This window comes from Paenibacillus sp. QJM3NY_38 (assembly GCF_056173265.1).
This window is the reverse complement of record NZ_CM149665.1, coordinates 3570366-3589496: the sequence shown is the minus strand read 5'-3', so window position 1 is coordinate 3589496 and position 19131 is coordinate 3570366. Positions and strand designations below refer to the sequence as shown.

The 19131-nt window shown below is 52.0% G+C and carries 11 protein-coding genes; 3 read left to right on the top strand and 8 right to left on the bottom strand.

The window, feature by feature from the left end; genetic code table 11:
• Nucleotides 1-14 precede the first annotated feature (14 nt).
• From yfmT to AC0VZ8_RS16505, 4 genes are all read right to left on the bottom strand, one after another.
• Complete coding sequence (gene yfmT, locus AC0VZ8_RS16520) at nucleotides 15-1469, bottom strand: benzaldehyde dehydrogenase (RefSeq protein ID WP_475487588.1); 1455 nt, start codon at nucleotides 1467-1469, stop codon at nucleotides 15-17.
• A 240-nt stretch (nucleotides 1470-1709) separates the two neighbouring features.
• Nucleotides 1710-2408 carry an iron-sulfur cluster repair di-iron protein gene (gene ric / locus AC0VZ8_RS16515; RefSeq protein ID WP_475487587.1) on the bottom strand — a complete coding sequence of 233 codons (699 nt, stop codon included), beginning with the start codon at nucleotides 2406-2408 and terminating at the stop codon, nucleotides 1710-1712.
• Between the two features lie 251 nt (nucleotides 2409-2659).
• Nucleotides 2660-8248, bottom strand: a complete 5589-nt coding sequence (locus AC0VZ8_RS16510; protein WP_475487586.1) for a pectinesterase family protein — start codon at nucleotides 8246-8248, stop codon at nucleotides 2660-2662.
• Nucleotides 8249-8336: 88 nt separating this feature from the next.
• Nucleotides 8337-9908, bottom strand: coding sequence for a glycoside hydrolase family 28 protein (locus tag AC0VZ8_RS16505; protein WP_475487585.1), 1572 nt, complete (start codon nucleotides 9906-9908; stop codon nucleotides 8337-8339).
• A gap of 295 nt (nucleotides 9909-10203) precedes the next feature.
• Between AC0VZ8_RS16505 and AC0VZ8_RS16500 the strand changes: the two genes are divergently transcribed.
• Nucleotides 10204-11046 carry a helix-turn-helix transcriptional regulator gene (locus AC0VZ8_RS16500; protein ID WP_475487584.1) on the top strand — a complete coding sequence of 281 codons (843 nt, stop codon included), beginning with the start codon at nucleotides 10204-10206 and terminating at the stop codon, nucleotides 11044-11046.
• Nucleotides 11047-11105: 59 nt separating this feature from the next.
• Here the strand turns inward: AC0VZ8_RS16500 and AC0VZ8_RS16495 are convergent, their stop codons facing one another.
• The gene (locus AC0VZ8_RS16495; RefSeq protein ID WP_475487583.1) at nucleotides 11106-12689 is read right to left on the bottom strand and encodes a glycoside hydrolase family 43 protein; all 1584 of its coding nucleotides are present in this window, start codon (nucleotides 12687-12689) and stop codon (nucleotides 11106-11108) included.
• 19 nt (nucleotides 12690-12708) lie between these two features.
• Complete coding sequence (locus tag AC0VZ8_RS16490) at nucleotides 12709-13821, bottom strand: glycoside hydrolase family 88/105 protein (protein ID WP_475487582.1); 1113 nt, start codon at nucleotides 13819-13821, stop codon at nucleotides 12709-12711.
• A 285-nt stretch (nucleotides 13822-14106) separates the two neighbouring features.
• On the opposite strand from AC0VZ8_RS16490, the gene AC0VZ8_RS16485 reads away from it, so the two are divergent.
• Nucleotides 14107-15033: a pectinesterase family protein gene (locus tag AC0VZ8_RS16485; protein ID WP_475487581.1), complete on the top strand. Its 927-nt coding sequence runs from the start codon at nucleotides 14107-14109 to the stop codon at nucleotides 15031-15033.
• Complete coding sequence (locus tag AC0VZ8_RS16480; RefSeq protein WP_475487580.1) at nucleotides 15033-16466, top strand: serine hydrolase domain-containing protein; 1434 nt, start codon at nucleotides 15033-15035, stop codon at nucleotides 16464-16466. Before AC0VZ8_RS16485 ends, AC0VZ8_RS16480 begins: the two co-directional genes overlap by 1 nt.
• 191 nt (nucleotides 16467-16657) lie before the next feature.
• Here AC0VZ8_RS16480 and AC0VZ8_RS16475 read toward each other — a convergent pair whose 3' ends face one another.
• Together AC0VZ8_RS16475 and AC0VZ8_RS16470 are read right to left on the bottom strand one after the other, a co-directional pair.
• On the bottom strand, nucleotides 16658-18151 hold the full coding sequence (locus tag AC0VZ8_RS16475) for an extracellular solute-binding protein (RefSeq protein ID WP_475487579.1): 1494 nt from the start codon (nucleotides 18149-18151) through the stop codon (nucleotides 16658-16660).
• Nucleotides 18152-18219: 68 nt separating this feature from the next.
• Nucleotides 18220-19092, bottom strand: coding sequence for a carbohydrate ABC transporter permease (locus tag AC0VZ8_RS16470; protein ID WP_194542446.1), 873 nt, complete (start codon nucleotides 19090-19092; stop codon nucleotides 18220-18222).
• Between the last annotated feature and the right edge of the window lie 39 nt (nucleotides 19093-19131).

The following is a 19131-nucleotide window of genomic DNA, read 5'->3' as shown; positions in this document are numbered from 1 at the left end:
ATCTCCCCCAACCCTTAATACGGGAATTTCCTTTGTCCGTAATGAACCGATATCCATTTCATGGTCGTAAATTCATCCAGGCTCCATTGTCCATTCAGACGACCCAACCCCGACTGCTTCTCTCCGCCAAATGCTACAATCGGCTCGTCGTTAATCGTGACATCATTTACATGGATCATGCCTGTATGGACCTTCTTCGCCATTTCAACCCCACGTTCAAGATTGGAGGTGTGAATAGCTCCGCTAAGCCCGAAACGTGTATCGTTAGCGATTGCGATTCCTTCCTCTTCCGTTTCGAACGGGATGATACACACAACCGGGCCGAACAACTCCTCTTGTGCTACCTCCATATCCGGTTTGACATTAACGAGGACGGTAGGCTCCACCATTCTGCCGGTGATATTCCCTTGCACCAGTGGAACTGCACCTTGCTCAATGCCCTTCTCAATCAGCTTTTGCAGTGTCTCTGCCTGCCGATGGTTGATGACGGGCCCGATAATGGTCTGCGGATCGCTCGGATCACCTGTTGTTAGGGTGGAAACCTTTGCTTTGTATTTATCTACAAATTCCTGATAGATCGGCTTCTGCACGAGAATCCGGTTGGCCGACATACAGATCTGGCCTTGATGCGTGAATCTGCTGAACGTTGCCGCTTGTACCGCGTAATCGATTTCAGCATCTTCCAGGATAATGAACGCGCTGTTCCCGCCGAGCTCCAGCAGCGGCTTTTTGAAGTGCTTAACGGCCAGCTGGCCAATATGGCTTCCAACCTTGGTCGAACCCGTGAATGAAATGATTCTCGGAATCGGATGCTCAACGAACGCATCGCCAATCTCCTTGATATCTGTCACCACAACATTCAACAATCCCTTCGGTACACCCGCTTCTTCGAAAATCTTGCCGATCAGCGTTCCGCCCGTAATCGGCGAATCCTCATGCGGCTTCAGCACGACGCCGTTGCCGGCCCCTAATGCCGGGGCGACGGACTTCATGGACAAGAAGAAAGGAAAGTTAAATGGACTGATAACCCCAACCACGCCAGCCGGGATCCGGTACAGCCGGTTCTCCTTGCCATCTTCAGTGGAAGGTAAAATCTTTCCCTCCATTCTTAGGGGGAACGTAGCCGCTTCCTTAATCATATTTTTCACAAGACCGATCTCGAATGCCGCCTTCAGACGCGTTCCGCCCAGCTCCCGAACGATAATGGACGTAATATCTTCCTCATGCGACTCCATATATTTAACGGCATTTTCAAGGATGTCGCGTTTACGGTAAGGGTTAACTTTGTCCCATTCCAGCTTAGCTTGGTAGGCAGACTGATAGGCATCATCAATGTCTGCAACGCTCGCGATTTGAAAAGCCGTAATGACCTCATCATTATATGGATTGATGTCAGGCAGCGTTTTACCGCTTTTACCGTCTCGCCATTCCCCGCCTATGAATTGTTTACCCAATTTCGAATAATCCATATGAACCCTCCTGTGTCGAATAATTCCAACTGATATATTTATCGACTGAATACAGGGAATAGTTAAGTGAATTTTATTTGACCTCTTCTCCCTCCCGGGGAAGGAGTCTGCACGCTAATCATGACAAAACAATAACGCCCTAACCATAAGGATAGGGCGTTATTGTTAGGGCGTTATTTTACACGTTCGATAGTCATCCGAGCAATACCTCACCCAGTGAAGAAGGGATTCTAACCAACGTTATACCGCTTGGCGTATCCGCTCAAACAAGATGTTGTTTTCCAGATGGATATGCTCGAAGGTGTCCTTTTCAAGCATGGCCAACCGTTGATAGACCAGCCGATACGTACCGCAGGCATCCGACGGAAGTTCGAAATCAGCGGTTACTTCCCTGAGCTCTTGAAGCAATCTGCCGGCGTGAGCATGTTCATCTTCCAGCTCAGACACATGCGGATTAAGTTCCGTTGCAGCTTGGTGGTTAGGCTCTGCAACAAATTTCAAGATAAGCGGGAATACATGCTCGTCCTCATCCTTCGTATGATCCAACAGTTCGTTTTTCAGATCCGAGAAAAGCTCCTGCACCCGGAGAAGCTCGGGATGATGCTCCCCATGAACGCGGGCCAACTTCGTCACATACGGCGTTAAAGCAGGTAATTCATCCCGCAAGAAGGCATGATGTTTATACTGGATGTATTCAATCAGTTCGGATTCCTTCAGTGAAGCCGGACGGCTTTCCTGATAATCGGCAAACTTGTTCTCCAGGGATTGAACCTTCTCCAGTACGGCGGCAGGTTCCAAATTACGCTGTTTAGCCGCTTCCTCCAGTGGCACCTGCCCTCCACAACAAAAATCAATCCGGAGTGATCGGAATAAATCCGCGGTTTGCGGGATGGATGTAACAATATCGGATACCTGGCTCTGAAGCGTGAATGAACTCATAGTCAAACCTCCTTAGACTAAATCCCGTCTTTGTGAACTATTTCACTCTTACAACCCAAGTATAAGAAACTCCTGTCTCCGTACATGTGATTGCAGTCATACTGAAATGGAACACTATGTGAACGTTCAGGATCCGAGAACTACGGGAGCCAGAGCAACACAAAAACAGGGATCTCATCATCCCTGTTTTGTGGATTCTGGAATAGAAGCATAAATATCCAGCTTGATTCAAAAATTGAGGGCTTTAGAACTTATATAATCTCTTCCCTTAATGCCTCGGCATGCCGCAGCAGGATGTCCGCCGCCAGTTCCGACAGATGTTTGCCCCGCTGTGCCCGGACCTCGTTCTCAAAGCTGCCCATATTCCCCTTATCCAGTTTCTTCGTCAAACTGTTGGCGATACCGGCATTCCCAATCTCTCCGCTGCTCAGGAACCGTTCGATCAAAGCGATCATATCGCCGGTGCTCGTAACCGTCTGAAATTCAATCTCAGCAACTGCCGTATTGCCCGCAAGATCTGCTCCTTCAACGGTTAAGACATGACTTCCGAGCGGAAGCTGATACAGCGGGATGGCTTCACCGGGTTGAACGGGATTACCGTCCAGCTTGATGACCGTCCGGCTGTCGTCGACGCCGGATACGGAATCGCTCATTTCAATGATCGGCGTCCAATCCCTGGAGACATTCCATCTTCCCTCCTGTGCAGGTGTTTCTACGTGAATATCCGGTGGGGACAGATCCATGTTCAATGCAATGGATTGGATGCTTTCCTCAAGACCTGCAGCGTTGACGGAGCGATAGTATATCGCAGCCGCGGCCGCTTCCCGGTCCAGAACGATCGGCCCCGAGTACGGAATCCAGGTGATACCGTCTAAACTGTAGACGGTTTCGGTAACAGTTGAACCGTCGTCTTCCGCACTCAATTCAACGGTAACCGGCACCGTATGCCAGCCGTTCAGGCCGTTAGGTGTTTCCGGAGTTATTTTGGACGATGTGTGCGGAGGTGTATCGTCTTCATCCCCGAAAGGCTGCGGAAGAACAGGCATCATGGTCGGATCCCAACCATCCGTTCCCTTCATCATCATTGGAATCGTGTACAGATTCGCTTCCTCCGGCGTGAGCTGCTTCGACCAATTCGCGCGGGCTTCGGCTGCCGCACCAGGTCCGGTATTGTTATATTCATAGTATTTGGCGGTTTTCTCGTTATCCGGTCGTCCCCAGTTATGCCAGCCTTTATCGTGCACGATTCCTTCCATTTCCGTGTTCATGAACAGCACATGGGCAAAGGGTCTCCATGGACGTCCTAGGTAGACATCTTCGATTCCTTCCGTTCCTGTAATCTTGCTGTTGAGGAACAAATATCCGTAGTTCAGATTTTCCGGCGTGCTGGCGGCGGTAATATATCCGCCTGAACGGACATTGTGAATGACGCTCCGGTCAAACACGGCGATTCCAGGTCCATAGATAAAATCCACCGCTCCTTCAATATAACTGTTCTTTACATACACCCGTTTTCCGGCATTGTTCACAAAGAACGTATCCTGATAACCGATCAAGCGGACATGGTCGAAATAGGCCCGGTCTCCCCGAAGGTCCAGCGCGGGCGCCGGGCCTTGAGGACCCGCTCCATTCGCAAACGTGATATTCTCGGCGGTAAAATCATCGGATTCGACGGCGGTGGCGCGTTCATTGAATCCGGTACCGGTAATACCGGTGTAGGTGATCACCGTCGCTTCCTTGCTCTCGCCGATAAAACTCACGGCATGCTTCGTTTTCGGAACGGTGACTTGTTCCTCATAGATGCCATTCCGGATAAAGATTATCGTTCGGTCCGTATTGCACTCCGGGATGGAGTCCACCGCGGCTTGAACGCTGGTAAACATGCCTGTGCCGTCTTTCGCCACGACGATGACGGAAGCAGGCGTTGCCCCTTTAGAATAGCTTCCGACTCCCGGTCCGTTCTCGTTCACCGACTGGACCGAATAATAATAGGTTTTACCGGTAACGACATCCGTATCGACAAAGCCTGGCTGCCGCAAATCAGAGGCGATGACGCTCCCTTCTTCGCTTCTGGAATCCGACCTAGTAACTTCGTAAGCAACTGCACCTTCTACGGCTGACCAGGAGAGCTTGACGCGGTCCTTAGCCGGGTTTAGTCGAAGATCACCCGGAGGCGGCGTAGTATTCGCTGGGAATGGAATGACCCGAACCGCTTCAGAATTCGCGCTGGAGGCGGTGCCGTTATGTGCGGAAACGACATAATAGTAGGCCGTCCCGTTCTCCAAGCCGCTGTCCTCATAGCGGACATCCTTTACTTGATCGGCAATGACCGTGTAAGGGCCGCCGTGAACGGTGCTTCGCTTGATCTGATAACTCGAAGCTTCGGGTGAGGCATTCCACGAGATCACCGCCGATGCATCGCCGGCACTCGCTTTAACATCCGCTGGCGACTCTAGCGGCGCCACCGGGCGGACCTCGGCCGGGCCCGACGCCTCGCTTTCGCCGGCAACGCTTGTCGCCGTCACCGTGTAATAGTAAACTTTACCGTTTACAAGCCCCGTATCTCTATAGAAGGGCTCTTCTACGCGTCCTGCCTCAATATAAGGCCCTTCCTGACTTTCACTTCGCTTCACCGTATAGGTGACCGCATGCTCCACCGGCTGCCAGGTGAGATCAGCCTGTGTGTTGCGGCTAAGTCCCGTGAGCTCCGTCGGGGCTTGCGGCTTCACGGCGTTCACCGATGGCGTGACACGCACTTGGTTCGAGGGATCGCTTTCTCCTAAATCACTCACGGCGGTAACCACATAATAATAAGTGGTTTCGTTGATTACGCTTGTATCCGTATACGATGGATTGGAAGCACTCAGATCTGATGCCACGGCCTCGTACGGCCCCCCGTTTGCGGTGCTTCTTTTGACGGTATATGATAAAGCACCTTTGGCGTTATCCCAATCCAGCTGAACCTTCCCGTTCCCAGGGATCGCCCGTAGTCCTTTAGGTGCGGCTGCCGGTTCCACGTATACCTTGATGTTGTCGAAGTAGTAGGTTCCTTTGCCAGTTCCGGGCGTTCTGCCGAACAAGGCGCTTCCCAGTCCTAACGTCCGCATATCGTCCCTAAGCTCAACCCCCTCCGCTGCGAGCACGTTGTCCACGTAAATATCCATGGTGTTGGCAGCCGCATTGGCAATGACCTTCAGATTGTACCAGCGGTTGGCGGCCGGGAGGCCGGTCAGCTTAACATCTTGACCATTCTTGTTCTTGTAAACCAGGGCGTACGCATCCTCCTGAATCGGTAGCTGAGGCTTGCGCACCTCAAGAGCAATCGGCGTCTTGGTACCTTCTGCATCCTTGATATGAAGCAGCACCGAAGTGCCGGGCATGGCCGGTGACATGAAATCCGTCTCGACAACGACCGTGCCTGCCTGCCTCGGGAAGTTGATGGTAAACCCTGTGCTGCCAACAGCATTATCGTATACCTTCAGCGCCTTTTCCGAATCGTTGCCCGTAGAATTGACGGGGACTTCCTCCACGGTAACAGTATGATCCGCATCCTGAGGCTGCGGGATCACGCCATATCCGTCAGGTACGGAGCCAGCTTCAAGGTTTTCAAAATCATCGTTCACATAATATACGGTTTTCGGGCCGCTGCCTGTATCTGCCGATATATTGATGTTGGTAAATGTCGAGGTATTGTATTTCCATGTCTCATTGTTCACTTTACCCGCATCCGCCACGAGGCCGACATAGGCTTGCTTAGGCAAATCGACTTGGACGTTTCCGACCGTGGTCCAGCTGGTTCCATCTTGAGAGATCATTGATGTGAATTGGTTATCCTTACGGATAAGCTTGATCCAATAAGGCAGCTGAAATTCCTGCTCCGGCTGAATTCTCGCAACCTCTCCGCCCTCCTCGGCTCGACTAAGGGTAACACCTCTTTTCCCTGTACGAATATAAGGGACGACCAGGGAAACGAATGGAGCATCCTCCTTCAGGCTCTCGCGGAACATGATGCCGGCTTCTGCTTCCTCGTTCGTTGGGGTAATGCTTTCAACCCTGGCAACAATTTCAGCATCGCCCTCAATTTCCTGATAGGCAAAATGAAAGACGTCCTTCGTGCCGCCGATATCTCCGGCAGACTTGACGGTCACTTCGCCAGGTACGTCACCGAGCTGCGTGTGTCCCGGTATTCCCGGACTGCCTATATCAGCCGACTTCCAAGGATCGATGCTTCCTTCGGTATTCGCATGAACGACCACGCTCGTCGAGAACGCCATCGTTCCCGTATCGTCGATCGCTTTCGCGGCCCAATAATGGGTGCCGTCCACAGCGTCCGTCCACTCATAGTGGAACGGCATGCTGTCGTCCTCTCCAACCTTCTCTCCGTTTCGGTAAAACTCGACCTTCGATACGCTTCCGTCTTCATCGGAAACGGACGCTTCAATCGTCACGTTCGATCCGGCTTTGACCACCGTGTTGTTCGCCGGAGCGGTAATGATTGCAGAGGGGTTAGCTGATCCGTTTCCCGTAATGGAATTCAAATACAGCTCCAGATTCGTGTATCCTTCCTCATTGGCCAGATTGCGGTCACTCGGATCTCTCGGGTTCAGCCCGCGATCGATCTCCCAATCATTCGGCATACCATCATGATCATCATCTTCTAACGTGGATCTGACCATCTCTACTAGCGGATATCCGCCCACCTCATTCTGGGAATTGATATGCATGCCAGTTCGGTGGATCACATCATGAATGATTCTGGCATCGACGGCATCCCGTTTCGGCAGGGTGGCTCCGGCGCTTTGCATAACCGCTTCATAAGCCTCTTCGGCGGATTCGGTCGGCAGTGGATTGGCAAAGGAAGCGGGAGTTTCCAGCTTCACGTAATTCGGATACTTATGAACGCCGGACCAGTTATCCTGTGTATATTCCGGATATCCGTCCATAACGTTGCCGTCAATATAGTAGCTCCCGGTGCTCTCCGCATTCATGAACCGGACGACCTCCGTTTCGGGGCCGGGCTTGTAATAATTGTTGATGATATTGGTAACCGAGCCTTTACCTCCGTAAGAAGCAAAGAAACCCCAGTTATATACAACGTTATTTCGAAAATCATGGGAGTTGCCGGCTGTGCTGTCAAAGGCAGGGTTGCGGCTGGAGTTGTGGGCGATCAGGTTATGATGAAAGCTGGTGTTCTTTCCGCCCCATATTCCCCCGTAGCCGTGTCTGCCTTTGACATGCCGGCTAATATGCATGGCGTCTGCTATGATCGACCATTGTACGGTGACATTTTCGTTGCCGTAAGGGCTGAGCACTTCGTCGACGGACCAGCTGAACGAGGAGTGGTCGATGATAATATCTTTCTTGTACCGCCCGCCAAAAGAGTCTGCTTCCGTTTCATTCATATCGCCCAGCCGGAATCGCATATAACGGATGATCAGGTTGTTTCCATCAAAGGACGTTGGATACCCGATGACCGTAATCCCGTCGCCCGGCGCCGTTTGGCCGGCAATCGTCAGATTGTCTCCGAGAATCTTAAGGGGAGATTTCAGCTCGATAACGCCGCCGACTTTAAATACAACGGTCCGGTTTCCAGTACTGACCGCGTCTCGAAGCGATCCCTGGCCCGAGTCGGCCAGCGTCGTTACCTCGTACACATCGCCGCCCCGGCCGCCGGTCGTATACTTTCCACCGCCTTCGGCCCCCGGAAATGCCGGTGTTCGCAAGGAATTGGACGGGGTTACGGTTTCAGGGGTCTCCTCTGCATAAGCGGCTCCGCCGGAAAAACTTGTAAACAGCATGGTGAGGACAAGCATTTGCTTTAACCATTTTGCTGCTATCAATTGCGTACCTCCTTATCATTTTGAAATGCTTGCAACGGTTATAATTCGATCACCTCCTTTCTAAGCTTTAATGAATCCAACAGCAAATCTACTTGATCACGACCTCCCCAGGTTCCACTTCAGAAGAAATCATAATCTGCCTAGCCTTATCGGCCTTCAGCCCTGAGCATTCGATTTGCCTGGACCGTTCCCCGGTCACCACCAGCAGGCGGTCATCCTGTGAGTTCCCTTCGCCGCTGACATTCGCCACCTGAACATTTCGACTTTGGTGAAAGAGAAGCAGCTGATTTTCCTGATTGCGAAGGACGATGTCCTGAATGCTGAGGTTCTTTCCATTTCGGCATACAATGCCTTCATGACTTGTGATTGCCGACCGCTTCACCGTCAAGTTCTCCACCGGCATCTCCGGCAAGCCGTTGATGAGCAGCGCAGTGTGCGCGCCGCTGCACACAATATCCTGAATGACAATATTTCGGAACACGGGGGTTTCCTCGGTAACGGGCAGCATCGCTTCCGTTTGATACTCGCCGGAGCCGGCTTTCCCTTCGTAATATAAATTGAAGGAGATCGCATCCCCGTCGATCTCCCGCATCCGGATCCGTTCAATGAAGATGTTCTCGACCACGCCGCCGCGACCGCGGCAGCTTTTAAAACGAATGCCGATATCGGTGCCGATGAAGGTGCAATCGGATACGTATACATCCTTGATGCCTCCGGACATTTCACTGCCGACCACGATGCCGCCGTGGCCATGATAAACGGTGCAGTTCCGGATGCTGATCCGCTCACTCGGCTTACCCAGCAGGCGCCCGGCTTCATTTTTACCGGACTTCAGACAGATCGCGTCATCTCCTACATCAAACGAGCTGTTTTCCACGGTCACGTATTTGCACGAATCGATGTCGAGACCGTCCCCGTTCTGGGCATACCATGGATTGCGGACGGTAATGTTCTGAATGGTGATCTGCTCCGACGCCCAAGGATGCAGGCACCAGGCTGCGGAATTTTGAAAGGTAGGGCCGCTAAGCAGAATCCGCTTGCAGTTTCTCAAGCTGAGCAGATTGGGTCTCAGATAGTCTCTGACAGGCTCATAATCCTGTGGATTCTGGCTGCCTGTCTGTTCGATCCGGGCCAGGGTCTCCTTCCCGTCCCGGGCAGCCGGCGTTGGCCACCACAGTCCCTGATCATCCACAACGCCGCCCGAGTGAACGAAGCGATCCCACTGGCTTTCCGTCAGCTTCCCTTGCTTAACGGGCCTCCAGGCTTCGCCGCTTCCGTCAAAAATACCGCTGCCCGTGATCGCGATATCCTCCAGCCCTTCTCCATCGAGCGGAGACTGGCAGCGAAACATCTGTCTGCCCTCATAGGTGGACATCCGGATCGGATAAGCTTCGAATTGCTTGCTGAACACAACAAGCGCACCGGCAGAGGCGTGAAGCTCAATCCGGCTCTGCAGGGACAACGGACCGGTGTGCCAGATCCCGGGAGGGATGACCACCTTCCCCCCTCCTGCCTTAGCGCAGGCTTCAATCGCTTGATGAAATGCCTGGGTGTTGTCATATACGCCGTCTCCAACGGCGCCATGATCCGTAATCGTTACGGTATACTCCGGGATCACAGGCAAGTCAGGACATATCGCTTCTTCTGTTTGTTTAATCATGTGTACCCTCCGTTTTTGTAAGATTGCTTATTCGATTTATACCGGCAGGACGATATACCTTCCTCCTGTTTCGGTAGCCATTTCGATGATATGGCCATGGCGTTCCATCGGCACCTTTATTCCATCCGAAATGAAAGAAAGCTTCAACTCCGCTGAAACTTATACTTTCTTTAATCTTAAAAATTGCTGCCGATTGCGTTCAAGCCCTTGAAGATCGGCTGCAGGCATGATATATAATTTTCTACGATCACTATCGGTGGTAATCCAACCATGCGAACAAAGGAGTTAGAGAGGAATGAATGACCGGCTGCAGCCCAAGTACCACATCGGAGATCATGATTTCTCCATCCAATACATGTCGCGAAACGGTTCCAGCAGCATGCCCCGTCCGCATGAGCATCCCTACTTTGAGCTGTATTACTTGCTTAACGGTGAACGGGTCTACTTCATGGACGATAACGTGTTTACTGTCAAAAAAGGGGACATGATGATCGTGAACCCGCATGATCTCCACTCAACGGCAAGCTCTGATAAGCTGACCTTCGAGCGGGTGCTGATCAGCTTCTCCAGAAGCTTCATCGAACAGGGCGATGCCGGCGTCGCCAAGCTGCTCGATCACGGGACGTCCAGGCTCGTTCGCATTCCGCTGAAGCAACAGCCCGAAATCGAACGGCTGCTCCTCTCGATGCTCGCAGAATGCCAAACCGAGCAGACTCACTACAGTTCATTGGTTCGCGCGTGGATGAACGAGCTGCTCATCCGCCTTCATCGGATCGAGACCACGCTTCAATCCCAAACCCATGAATATGAGCATCCGATGCACCAGAAAATTTCGGAGATTGCCCAATATATCAAATCCAATTATCATGAAAGGCTTACGCTGGAGAAGGTCGCCAAGCAGTTTTACATCAGCCCTTCCTATCTCAGCAGAGTGTTCACCAAGCTGACAGGCTTTCACTTTCGCGAGTACCTGCAGGTGGTACGAATTCGCGAAGCCCAGAAAATGCTCGTGAACAGCCGGGAATCCGTACAATTCATCTCCGAGCAAGCCGGATTTGAGCATATTGCCCACTTTAATAAAACCTTCAAAAAAATCGCGGGAACCACGCCTCTTCAGTACCGCAAGCGTCATGGATAGAATCGGGGCTGTTCCAAAGTTGTCACCCGTCTTGGAGCAGCCCCGCAAGCTTTCTCTTTCTATATCTCTCCTCTTCCAACCCTAAACCAGTCGATTTCCGCATACCCTCTGTCCGCTTGTTCTTCCGCACTTGCCGCGAACAATCCGAGCTTGGCTCCAACCCAGTGACCCTTTTCGGCTTCGAACTTCCTATCTCCGCAAGGCAGGAAAGGACCGTCGACAGAAGCAAAATAGAAGCGGCATTCAGCGCCGGGATGAACAGTCACCCGAATCGTTAACTCCCCTTCATCCAATCCGTCGGACCACACCACATTCTCCTCCGAGCCGTTCCCTTGGGCCTGGATGATTTCCATGCCGGAGCCGTCCGCCTTCATCTGAACCGCCGCATAAGCGAATGTTCGTCCGAATACGATCAAGCCCGCCCGTTCACCGGGCTTTAGCGCCGTTCCATCCAGTTTGGCTTCCGCATGAAATACTTCCGCCGGGAATTTCTGCATCAGCAAGTGAGGAGCATCGTAGATCGTGCTCGAAGGCTGGTTCTCCGGCACCGGGAAGGCGAATAATCGCAAATGGCTTTCCTTCTCGAATGCATACCAGGCCGGATTCGGATTGGCCTGCCACTGCCACTGCAGGCCAAGCTGAGCGTCTTCGAACTCGTCTGAATCGTCTGGTGCCTCAATCCTGTATTCCCCGCCTACGTTTGGCTTCGGATAACGCAGAACCGGTTCGCCGATCCCGTCTCCATTCGTATCGGCACCCATCTCCGGCCAATCATCCACCCAGCGTATCGGCTGCAGATGAGCAATTCTTCCGTAGGCCCCTTTGTCTTGAAAATGCATAAACCAGGATTCGCCCGAATCCAGCTCTACCCAGCCGCCCTGATGCGGGCCGTTAATCGGGCTATCGCCTTGATGCAATACGATTTTGTCCTCATAGGGGCCAAAGACCGAGGTTGACCGGAGCACGGTCTGCCACCCCGTTGATACTCCCCCGGCAGGCGCAAAAATATAGTAATAACCATTTCGTTTATACATCTTCGGCCCTTCCATCGTCGGATGACGTTCGGTCCCGTCGAAGACAATCTGACCTTCATCCAAGAGGCGCTTTCCGTCCGGGGACATCCGGCACATCCTTAATAGATGCTTGATGCCGCATCTGCTTTTGGCAAACGCGTGAACCAGGTAGGCCTGGCCGTCATCGTCCCAGAACGGACACGGGTCGATCAGGCCTTTCCCTTCTTGAACCAGATGCAGAGGCTTCCAGCTGCCTGCCGGGTCCCTTGATGTGCTCATCATGATGCCGACATCCGGATCTCCATAAAACACCCAGTACTTGCCATCATGGAACCGAAGGGCCGGAGCCCAGACGCCGTTCCCATGCTGAGGGACGTCATAACCCGGCAGCTCCATCCGGGGCAGCACATGATTAATAATCCTCCAGTTAATCAAATCCTTCGAGTGCAGAATCGGCAGTCCCGGCAGATGACCGAAGCTGGAGGCCGTCATATAGAAATCTTCCCCGACCCGGATCACATCCGGATCCGAATAATCCGCATGAAGCACCGGGTTCACAAACGTCCCGTCTCCCTGATCCGACAACCATGGTTTGTTCTGTAATGCATGCTGCGTTGACGATGAGTGCATCCTTTAGTTCCTCCTCCTATCACGAATCTGCTAACCGCTCCATTTCCAGACTAGCAAGGATGAAAGGCGCTACGCCAATCTGGGCGTCGGACACCACTTGTTCACTGATGTAATATTCATACGAGCCGTTGCGGTCATCGCTGAGCCCTGCTCCATGACATATGGAATGAAGCTGCACGCCGGTTTCGCCAGCCTCAACAAACCGCTGAATCAAACCTTCGTAAGCCCGCTCCGCAACAGGTCTTGAAGGCTGTTCCAGATACTGGAGCCGAGCACCCTTGGCCAAAGCGTAAATAAACATGGAGGAGCCGGAGGTTTCAAGATAATTGCCTTCCCGGAAGCCCTGATCGAGCACCTGGAACCACAGCCCGCTCTCTTTCTCCTGATAACGTGCCAGCGCTCGGCTTAGGCGTTCGAATATGCCAATGATCGTACCTCGCTTCGGATGATCCACCGGAAAAAACTCAAGACTGTCCACAAGCGCCATCGCATACCAGCCCAAGGCCCGGCTCCAAAAATGCGGGGACCGCCCGCTTTCCGGGTCGGCCCATACCTGTTCCTTCGCTTCATCCCATCCGTGATAGAGCAGCCCCGTCTTGGGATCCCGGGTTCTACGCTCCACAAGCAGAAGCTGGTGAGCTACCTCGTCGAACAGTTCAGGCCGGTTATAGGTTTTGGCATACTGGGCCAGAAATGGCGAAGACATATAGAGCCCATCCAGCCACATCTGAAAAGGGTATACTTTTTTGTGCCAAAATCCGCCGTCCGTCGTTCTGGGCTGGCTGATCAGCTGGGCGGCCAGCGTATGGGAAGCCTTTTCATAACGGGAGTCATGAAATCTGGCACTTAGCGCAAACAAATTTTTTCCCTGGTTGATCTGGTCCAGATTATATTCTTCGATCCTGTACCCTCGAATGTCCCCATCGGCCTGGACAAACAGATCCATATGCCGCTTCATGAAATCAAAATAATCGTCCTTGTTATAAAAATCCCCTGTACGGGCGATCGCCATGAGCATCATCCCGGGAACATACGCCCACCGGCGGGCAATATCCGGGTGAAGCCCCTCGCTGTCCGTTTGACTGAGAATGGTTTCCGCCGTCCGGACGGACCATTTGTTCTCTTGCTTCAAAACCGCCTCACCTCAATATCCTTGGAAGTTTTAATCTCAAGCTCATTATAAAGAAACATAAACGATAAAAATTCCGGATTTGATGCTGAATCATCCGCATATTTTGCATTTTATGCTCTATTTCTCTGTTTTCTTTCCCTCTAGAAAGCAAGTCTAAGAAGCTGTTTTTATTCAAATCCGGCAAAAAAGGCAAAGAATGACTCGATTTTAACATCGGAGATGTTTTTATTGGAATCTGCAATTCGATAACATAGATATAAAATCCATAGAGGAGCGTGTTCATCGATGAAAATCACAGTAGATCCCAGCGGGCAAGGCGACTTCGTGACGGTGCAATCTGCAATCGACTCGATTCCTGAACAGTCCGATTGTCTTGTCATCATCGAAATTAAAAAAGGTGTTTACCGTGAAAAAATCAACATTCCTTCATCGAAACCAGCCATCCGTATGATCGGTGCAGGACCTGAAGAAACGATTCTTACTTATTCGGATAACGCCCACACCTTGGATGAAGATGGACAACCCCTAGGGACTTTTCGCAGTGGAAGCTTCTATATCTGCGCCGATGATTTCAGCGCCGAACAATTGACCATCCGCAATGATTCCGGTCCTGGCACGGGTCAGGCTGTCGCTGCCTTTATCGATGCCGACCGGGTGTCCTTTCGGTATGTAAAACTCGAAGGGGATCAAGATACGCTCTATGTGTCCGGCGGACGTCATTACTTTGCCGAATGTTATATCGAGGGCGATGTCGATTTTATATTTGGGCCGGCAACGGCCGTATTCGACCGGTGCACCATCCACTGCAAGCGGTCCGGTGGTTACCTGACCGCGGCCAATACGCCGGAGGAAGCGGAGTTCGGCTATGTCTTTATCGATTGCAAAATCTCGGGAGCTCCCGGTGTTGAGAACGTATACCTTGGGCGGCCTTGGCGTGCTTATGCCAATGTGGTGTTCATCCGATCCGAGATGGACGGCTCGGTTCATCCGCAGGGCTGGCATAACTGGAACCAACCGGACCGTGAAGAAACATCCCGTTATGCCGAATTCGGCAGCCGCGGCCCCGGAGCAGCTCCTTCCTTGCGGGTTGCATGGTCCAGGCAGCTCACTGAGGCTGAGGCTAAACGGTTTACCATCGAACAAGTGCTCAGTGGCCAAGACCGTTGGTTTCCGCTCTACTCTCCCGGTACATTCAATCGAACGAAAGGTTGATGATGATGACTGCACTGGCTCGAGTCCGCCCGGAGGAGGTCGGTATTCCTCCTTCCGCCATCCTCCGCTTTACGGAGGATATGACGGAAAGGAATATGAATCTGCACAGCTTTATGCTGCTTCGGCATGGCAAAGTGGCTGCCGAAGGTTATTACTCCCCTTTTCACAAGGATTTAAGGCATCCGATCTTCTCCGTCAGCAAGAGTTTGACATCGGCGGCCGTCGGCATTGCCATCGGAGAAGGACGGATCTCCCTGGAGGACAAGGTCATTCATTTTTTTCCGGATAAGCAGCCGGAGACCGTACACCCGTACACAGCCGATATGACCATCCGGCATCTGCTGAGTATGCAAACCGTCCACCGGAAATCAACCAATAAAGAGGCTCGGGATATCGTGTTCGAGTATCTCCATACGCCACCGAGTCATCCCCCGGGGACCGTCTTCGCCTACGATACGACAGGTACGCATACGCTCTGCGCTATACTCCAACGGGTTACGGGGACTACCGTGCATGACTATCTCGATGACCGCTTGTTCCAGCCCCTCGGGATGCAGGATATCGAGTGGGAGACCTGCCCGCTCGGAATTAACCAGGGTGGCAGCGGAGCCTATTGCACCACGGAGGATCTGGCCAAATTCGGTCAGCTCTATCTGCAGGACGGAGTGTGGAACGGAATCCGGATCCTGCCGGAGGGCTGGGTAGAGTTAAGCACGTCCAAGGTTGTTGATAACTCCAGTGCCGGAATTCTGCTGGAAGGACGAAGCGGGTACGGATACCAGTTCTGGCGGGCCAGGCGTCAAGCCTACTGCGCTTTCGGCGCAGGCGGGCAATTCGTCCTTGTCATCCCAGACCATGACGCCGTTTTTGTCTCGACGGCCAACACCATGCTGAACCGGGATGAGCACCAAGGAATCCTCGACTGCGTTTGGACCCATCTGGTTTCTTCCATGCAGCAGTCCTGCTCCCTAGATGATGCCGGTTTTCAGCGGATGCAGCAACGTCTAAGCGCCTTAAAGCTCCATCTGCCGGAGGGAAGCTCCATCTCCAGTACAGACGTGCAGGTCTCGGGGCAGCAATATCGCCTAACTGCTAACGAGCCGGGATGGACAGGATGTCATTTTACGTTCAGTGAGCAATCTTGTGAGCTCATCTTCTTTGATGAAACCAGTCATTCCAAGGTTATAGGCTCCATGAACGACTGGCATATCGGTCCAGATCCTTTTTTCGGACTTCTCTCCGCGTGCGCTGCAGTATGGGCAGACCCGTTGACTTGCCTGATCCACATTCAGCTGCTGGAACAGCAGCAGATGTTTATCCTTACCTGCCGCTTTGCCCGCGATGGTCTTGTGCTGCAAATCAAGCCGGCTGGCGCGCTTAGAACGAATCATCTTGATCTCGTGCTAATCGGAACGAAAATGGACAGTCCATGAACCGAGTGCTCCTAATTTGCCTCACTATATAAGTTGAATGAGTGATTTGCCTATAAAGCAGCCGTGTGAAATGTTCTTTCGATCATTAATACAGATATATAAGTAGTGAGAGACAAAGCAGCCAAGTACACCAAAGGCACTTCCTTTTACTTGCCAGCTTTGTCTCTCGTTTACATGCTCCTCAATGACTGCTATTTTTGATTCGTGTTAGATTCTTTATATTCTGCAGCCATTTGATCTCCGCCGCTCTTTCTCCATTTCTCCACTTCCGCCTTCCAGCCGGCCTCGTCAATCTGCCCCATAATGAACTTGGTTTGCGCATCGGTGATGATCTGCTCCAGCTCTCCGCCGCGTTCATTGTAAGTCGTCGATTTTAGGGTAAGCGCCGGATTCGGTACAATGTAATTCTCGTTCTCATACACGATTTGTTTGTTTTTGTTGAACAGCTCCGTTCCTTTCGGTTTCTTCTCCATGTTGTACAAATCGCCCCGTTGTGGAAACGTATCGCGATAAGGCTTGACTTCTTGAGCGTCCTTATCCGCATCGATCGTTACGGTATAATCTCCTTCGACTTTGTAATGCACGCCTTCGATGCCTTTATTAATAACATTGACCATCTCGGGATCCAGCAGCTTGTCAACGAAGGTCAGCACTTTAGCCAGCTCTTCTTCAGACTTGACCGTCGATCTCGGGATTGCCAGGAAGCCGGTATTTCCGCTTTCCCCCGGAACGCGAATGCCTTCTGGACCTTGCAGCGGAGATACGTCGACAACCGCTTTCGGGACAACCTTCTCCAGCTTGGTTTGCAGCGATTGACCGTTACCGCCGGAGATCCGGATATTCGCGCGGCCCGATTCATACACCTTATTGAGCTCGGAGGAATCAACTACGGCGAAATCCTGATTAATCAGCTTCTCTTCATATAATCTTCTAAACAGCTTCATGACATCGAAGAACTGCTCGGATACAAACTCCGGATAGAAATTGCCTTGCTCGTCGATGCCCCATTTATTAGGAGCGCCTTGGGAAACGGCAAGCCGGGTCAAGGTCGATGCCGTACCCTGGTTATAGCCTTTGTCGAGCATCATTCCGTAGGTGTCCCTTTTTCCGTTGCCATCCGGATCCTCCTCCGTGCTGTACCGGATAATTTCATGCCAATCATCCAGGGTGACAGGCTCCTTCAAGCCGGCTGCATCGAGCCAGTCCTTTCGGTAGCTGACGATCGCCCGGCCCATGTCCCGGAACAGGGGGATGCCGTACACTTTTCCGTTCACGCTGATGTTGTCGTAATAGGCCTGCGGCTGCGCGGCCAAATTCGGGTAATTTTTCAATTGGTCGGTGATATCCCAGAACAGATCCGCTTCGAGCGAGCTGATCGTCGTTGGCGTATAGTTCAGCTTGATGAGCTTCGGAAGCTCATTGGAAGCGACCATGACGTTAACCTTCTCGTCGTATGCGGAGTAGGGAATCCATTGAATCCGCAGATCTGTGTTTGTGTATTCGCGTATTTTTTCCTCCATCTGATTTTTTGGGTCAGGTATTTCCCCAACCTGATTAACCACCAGGGTAAGCGGATAAGGTCCGTCGCCATTGACCCCGCTCCCGCCGCTTTTGTCTCCGCAAGCCGTCACAACCATCATCCCCGCCAACATTGCCATCACGGTTGTCATCCATCTTTTCTTCATCTTTACCCCTCCATCATATTCATTTCTATTGGAACCCCTCTTACTGGGAAGAAGGCACATCCAACCAATTATCCTTTCACAGAGCCCAACATGACGCCTTTCGCAAAATGCTTCTGCAGAAAAGGATACACGAGCAGAATGGGCACGGTGGCAAAAACGATGACCGCCATACGAATCGTTAATGGCTGCACGTCCATTTCGTCGAAGCTGGAATCCCCTACCCGGCTCTGTGCCAAAATCACGATTTCCCTAAGCAGGACCTGAATCGGCCATTTCTCGTTATCATTGATGTATAGAATGGCATTAAAAAACGTGTTCCAGTGAGCAACCGCGTAAAACAAACCGAACGTGGCCATCGCTGGCAGCGACAATGGAAGCACAATTCGAATCAGAACTCCCAAGTCATTGCAGCCATCGATTTTAGCCGAATCCTCCAGCCCGTCGGGAATTTGCTGGAAGAAATTCTTCAGCACGATCAGGTTAAACGCACTGATGGCACTTGGTATCATCAAGGACCACAGCGTATTGGTCAGATTCAACCCGTTCACGACGAAGTACGTTGGTATCATCCCCCCGCTAAACAGCATCGTGATCAATACGCCGAGCAGGATAGGATTTCTGCCCCGGAGATGAGGCTTGGACAACGGGTAAGCCATCAGCGATGTAAACGCCAGGTTGATCAGCGTTCCTACTACCGTAATATAGATCGAAACGAGCAAGCTTCGCGGCAGTGTGTCGGACGAGAAAATATATTGGTACGATACGAGCGACCATTCTTTGGGCCATAGAATCAACCCGCCCTTGGCGACTTCAGCCGGACTGGCAAACGAAACCGCCAGCACATACACGAATGGAAGAACACACACGATCGCAACGATGAATAAAATCGAATGGTTAATGATATCAAACAGGCGATTGCCCCAGGTTTGATCTTGACGCACGTTTATTCCCTCCTGTCATTTCAAAACATGTATCCGCGG

Excerpts from the sequence above, each read along its gene's own strand:
- yfmT (WP_475487588.1), bottom strand. The coding sequence starts at position 1,469 with ATGGATTATTCGAAATTGGGTAAACAATTCATAGGCGGGGAATGGCGA.
- ric (WP_475487587.1), bottom strand. The coding sequence starts at position 2,408 with ATGAGTTCATTCACGCTTCAGAGCCAGGTATCCGATATTGTTACATCC.
- AC0VZ8_RS16505 (WP_475487585.1), bottom strand. The coding sequence starts at position 9,908 with ATGATTAAACAAACAGAAGAAGCGATATGTCCTGACTTGCCTGTGATC.
- AC0VZ8_RS16500 (WP_475487584.1), top strand. The coding sequence starts at position 10,204 with ATGAATGACCGGCTGCAGCCCAAGTACCACATCGGAGATCATGATTTC.
- AC0VZ8_RS16495 (WP_475487583.1), bottom strand. The coding sequence starts at position 12,689 with ATGCACTCATCGTCAACGCAGCATGCATTACAGAACAAACCATGGTTG.
- AC0VZ8_RS16485 (WP_475487581.1), top strand. The coding sequence starts at position 14,107 with ATGAAAATCACAGTAGATCCCAGCGGGCAAGGCGACTTCGTGACGGTG.
- AC0VZ8_RS16480 (WP_475487580.1), top strand. The coding sequence starts at position 15,033 with ATGATGATGACTGCACTGGCTCGAGTCCGCCCGGAGGAGGTCGGTATT.
- AC0VZ8_RS16475 (WP_475487579.1), bottom strand. The coding sequence starts at position 18,151 with ATGAAGAAAAGATGGATGACAACCGTGATGGCAATGTTGGCGGGGATG.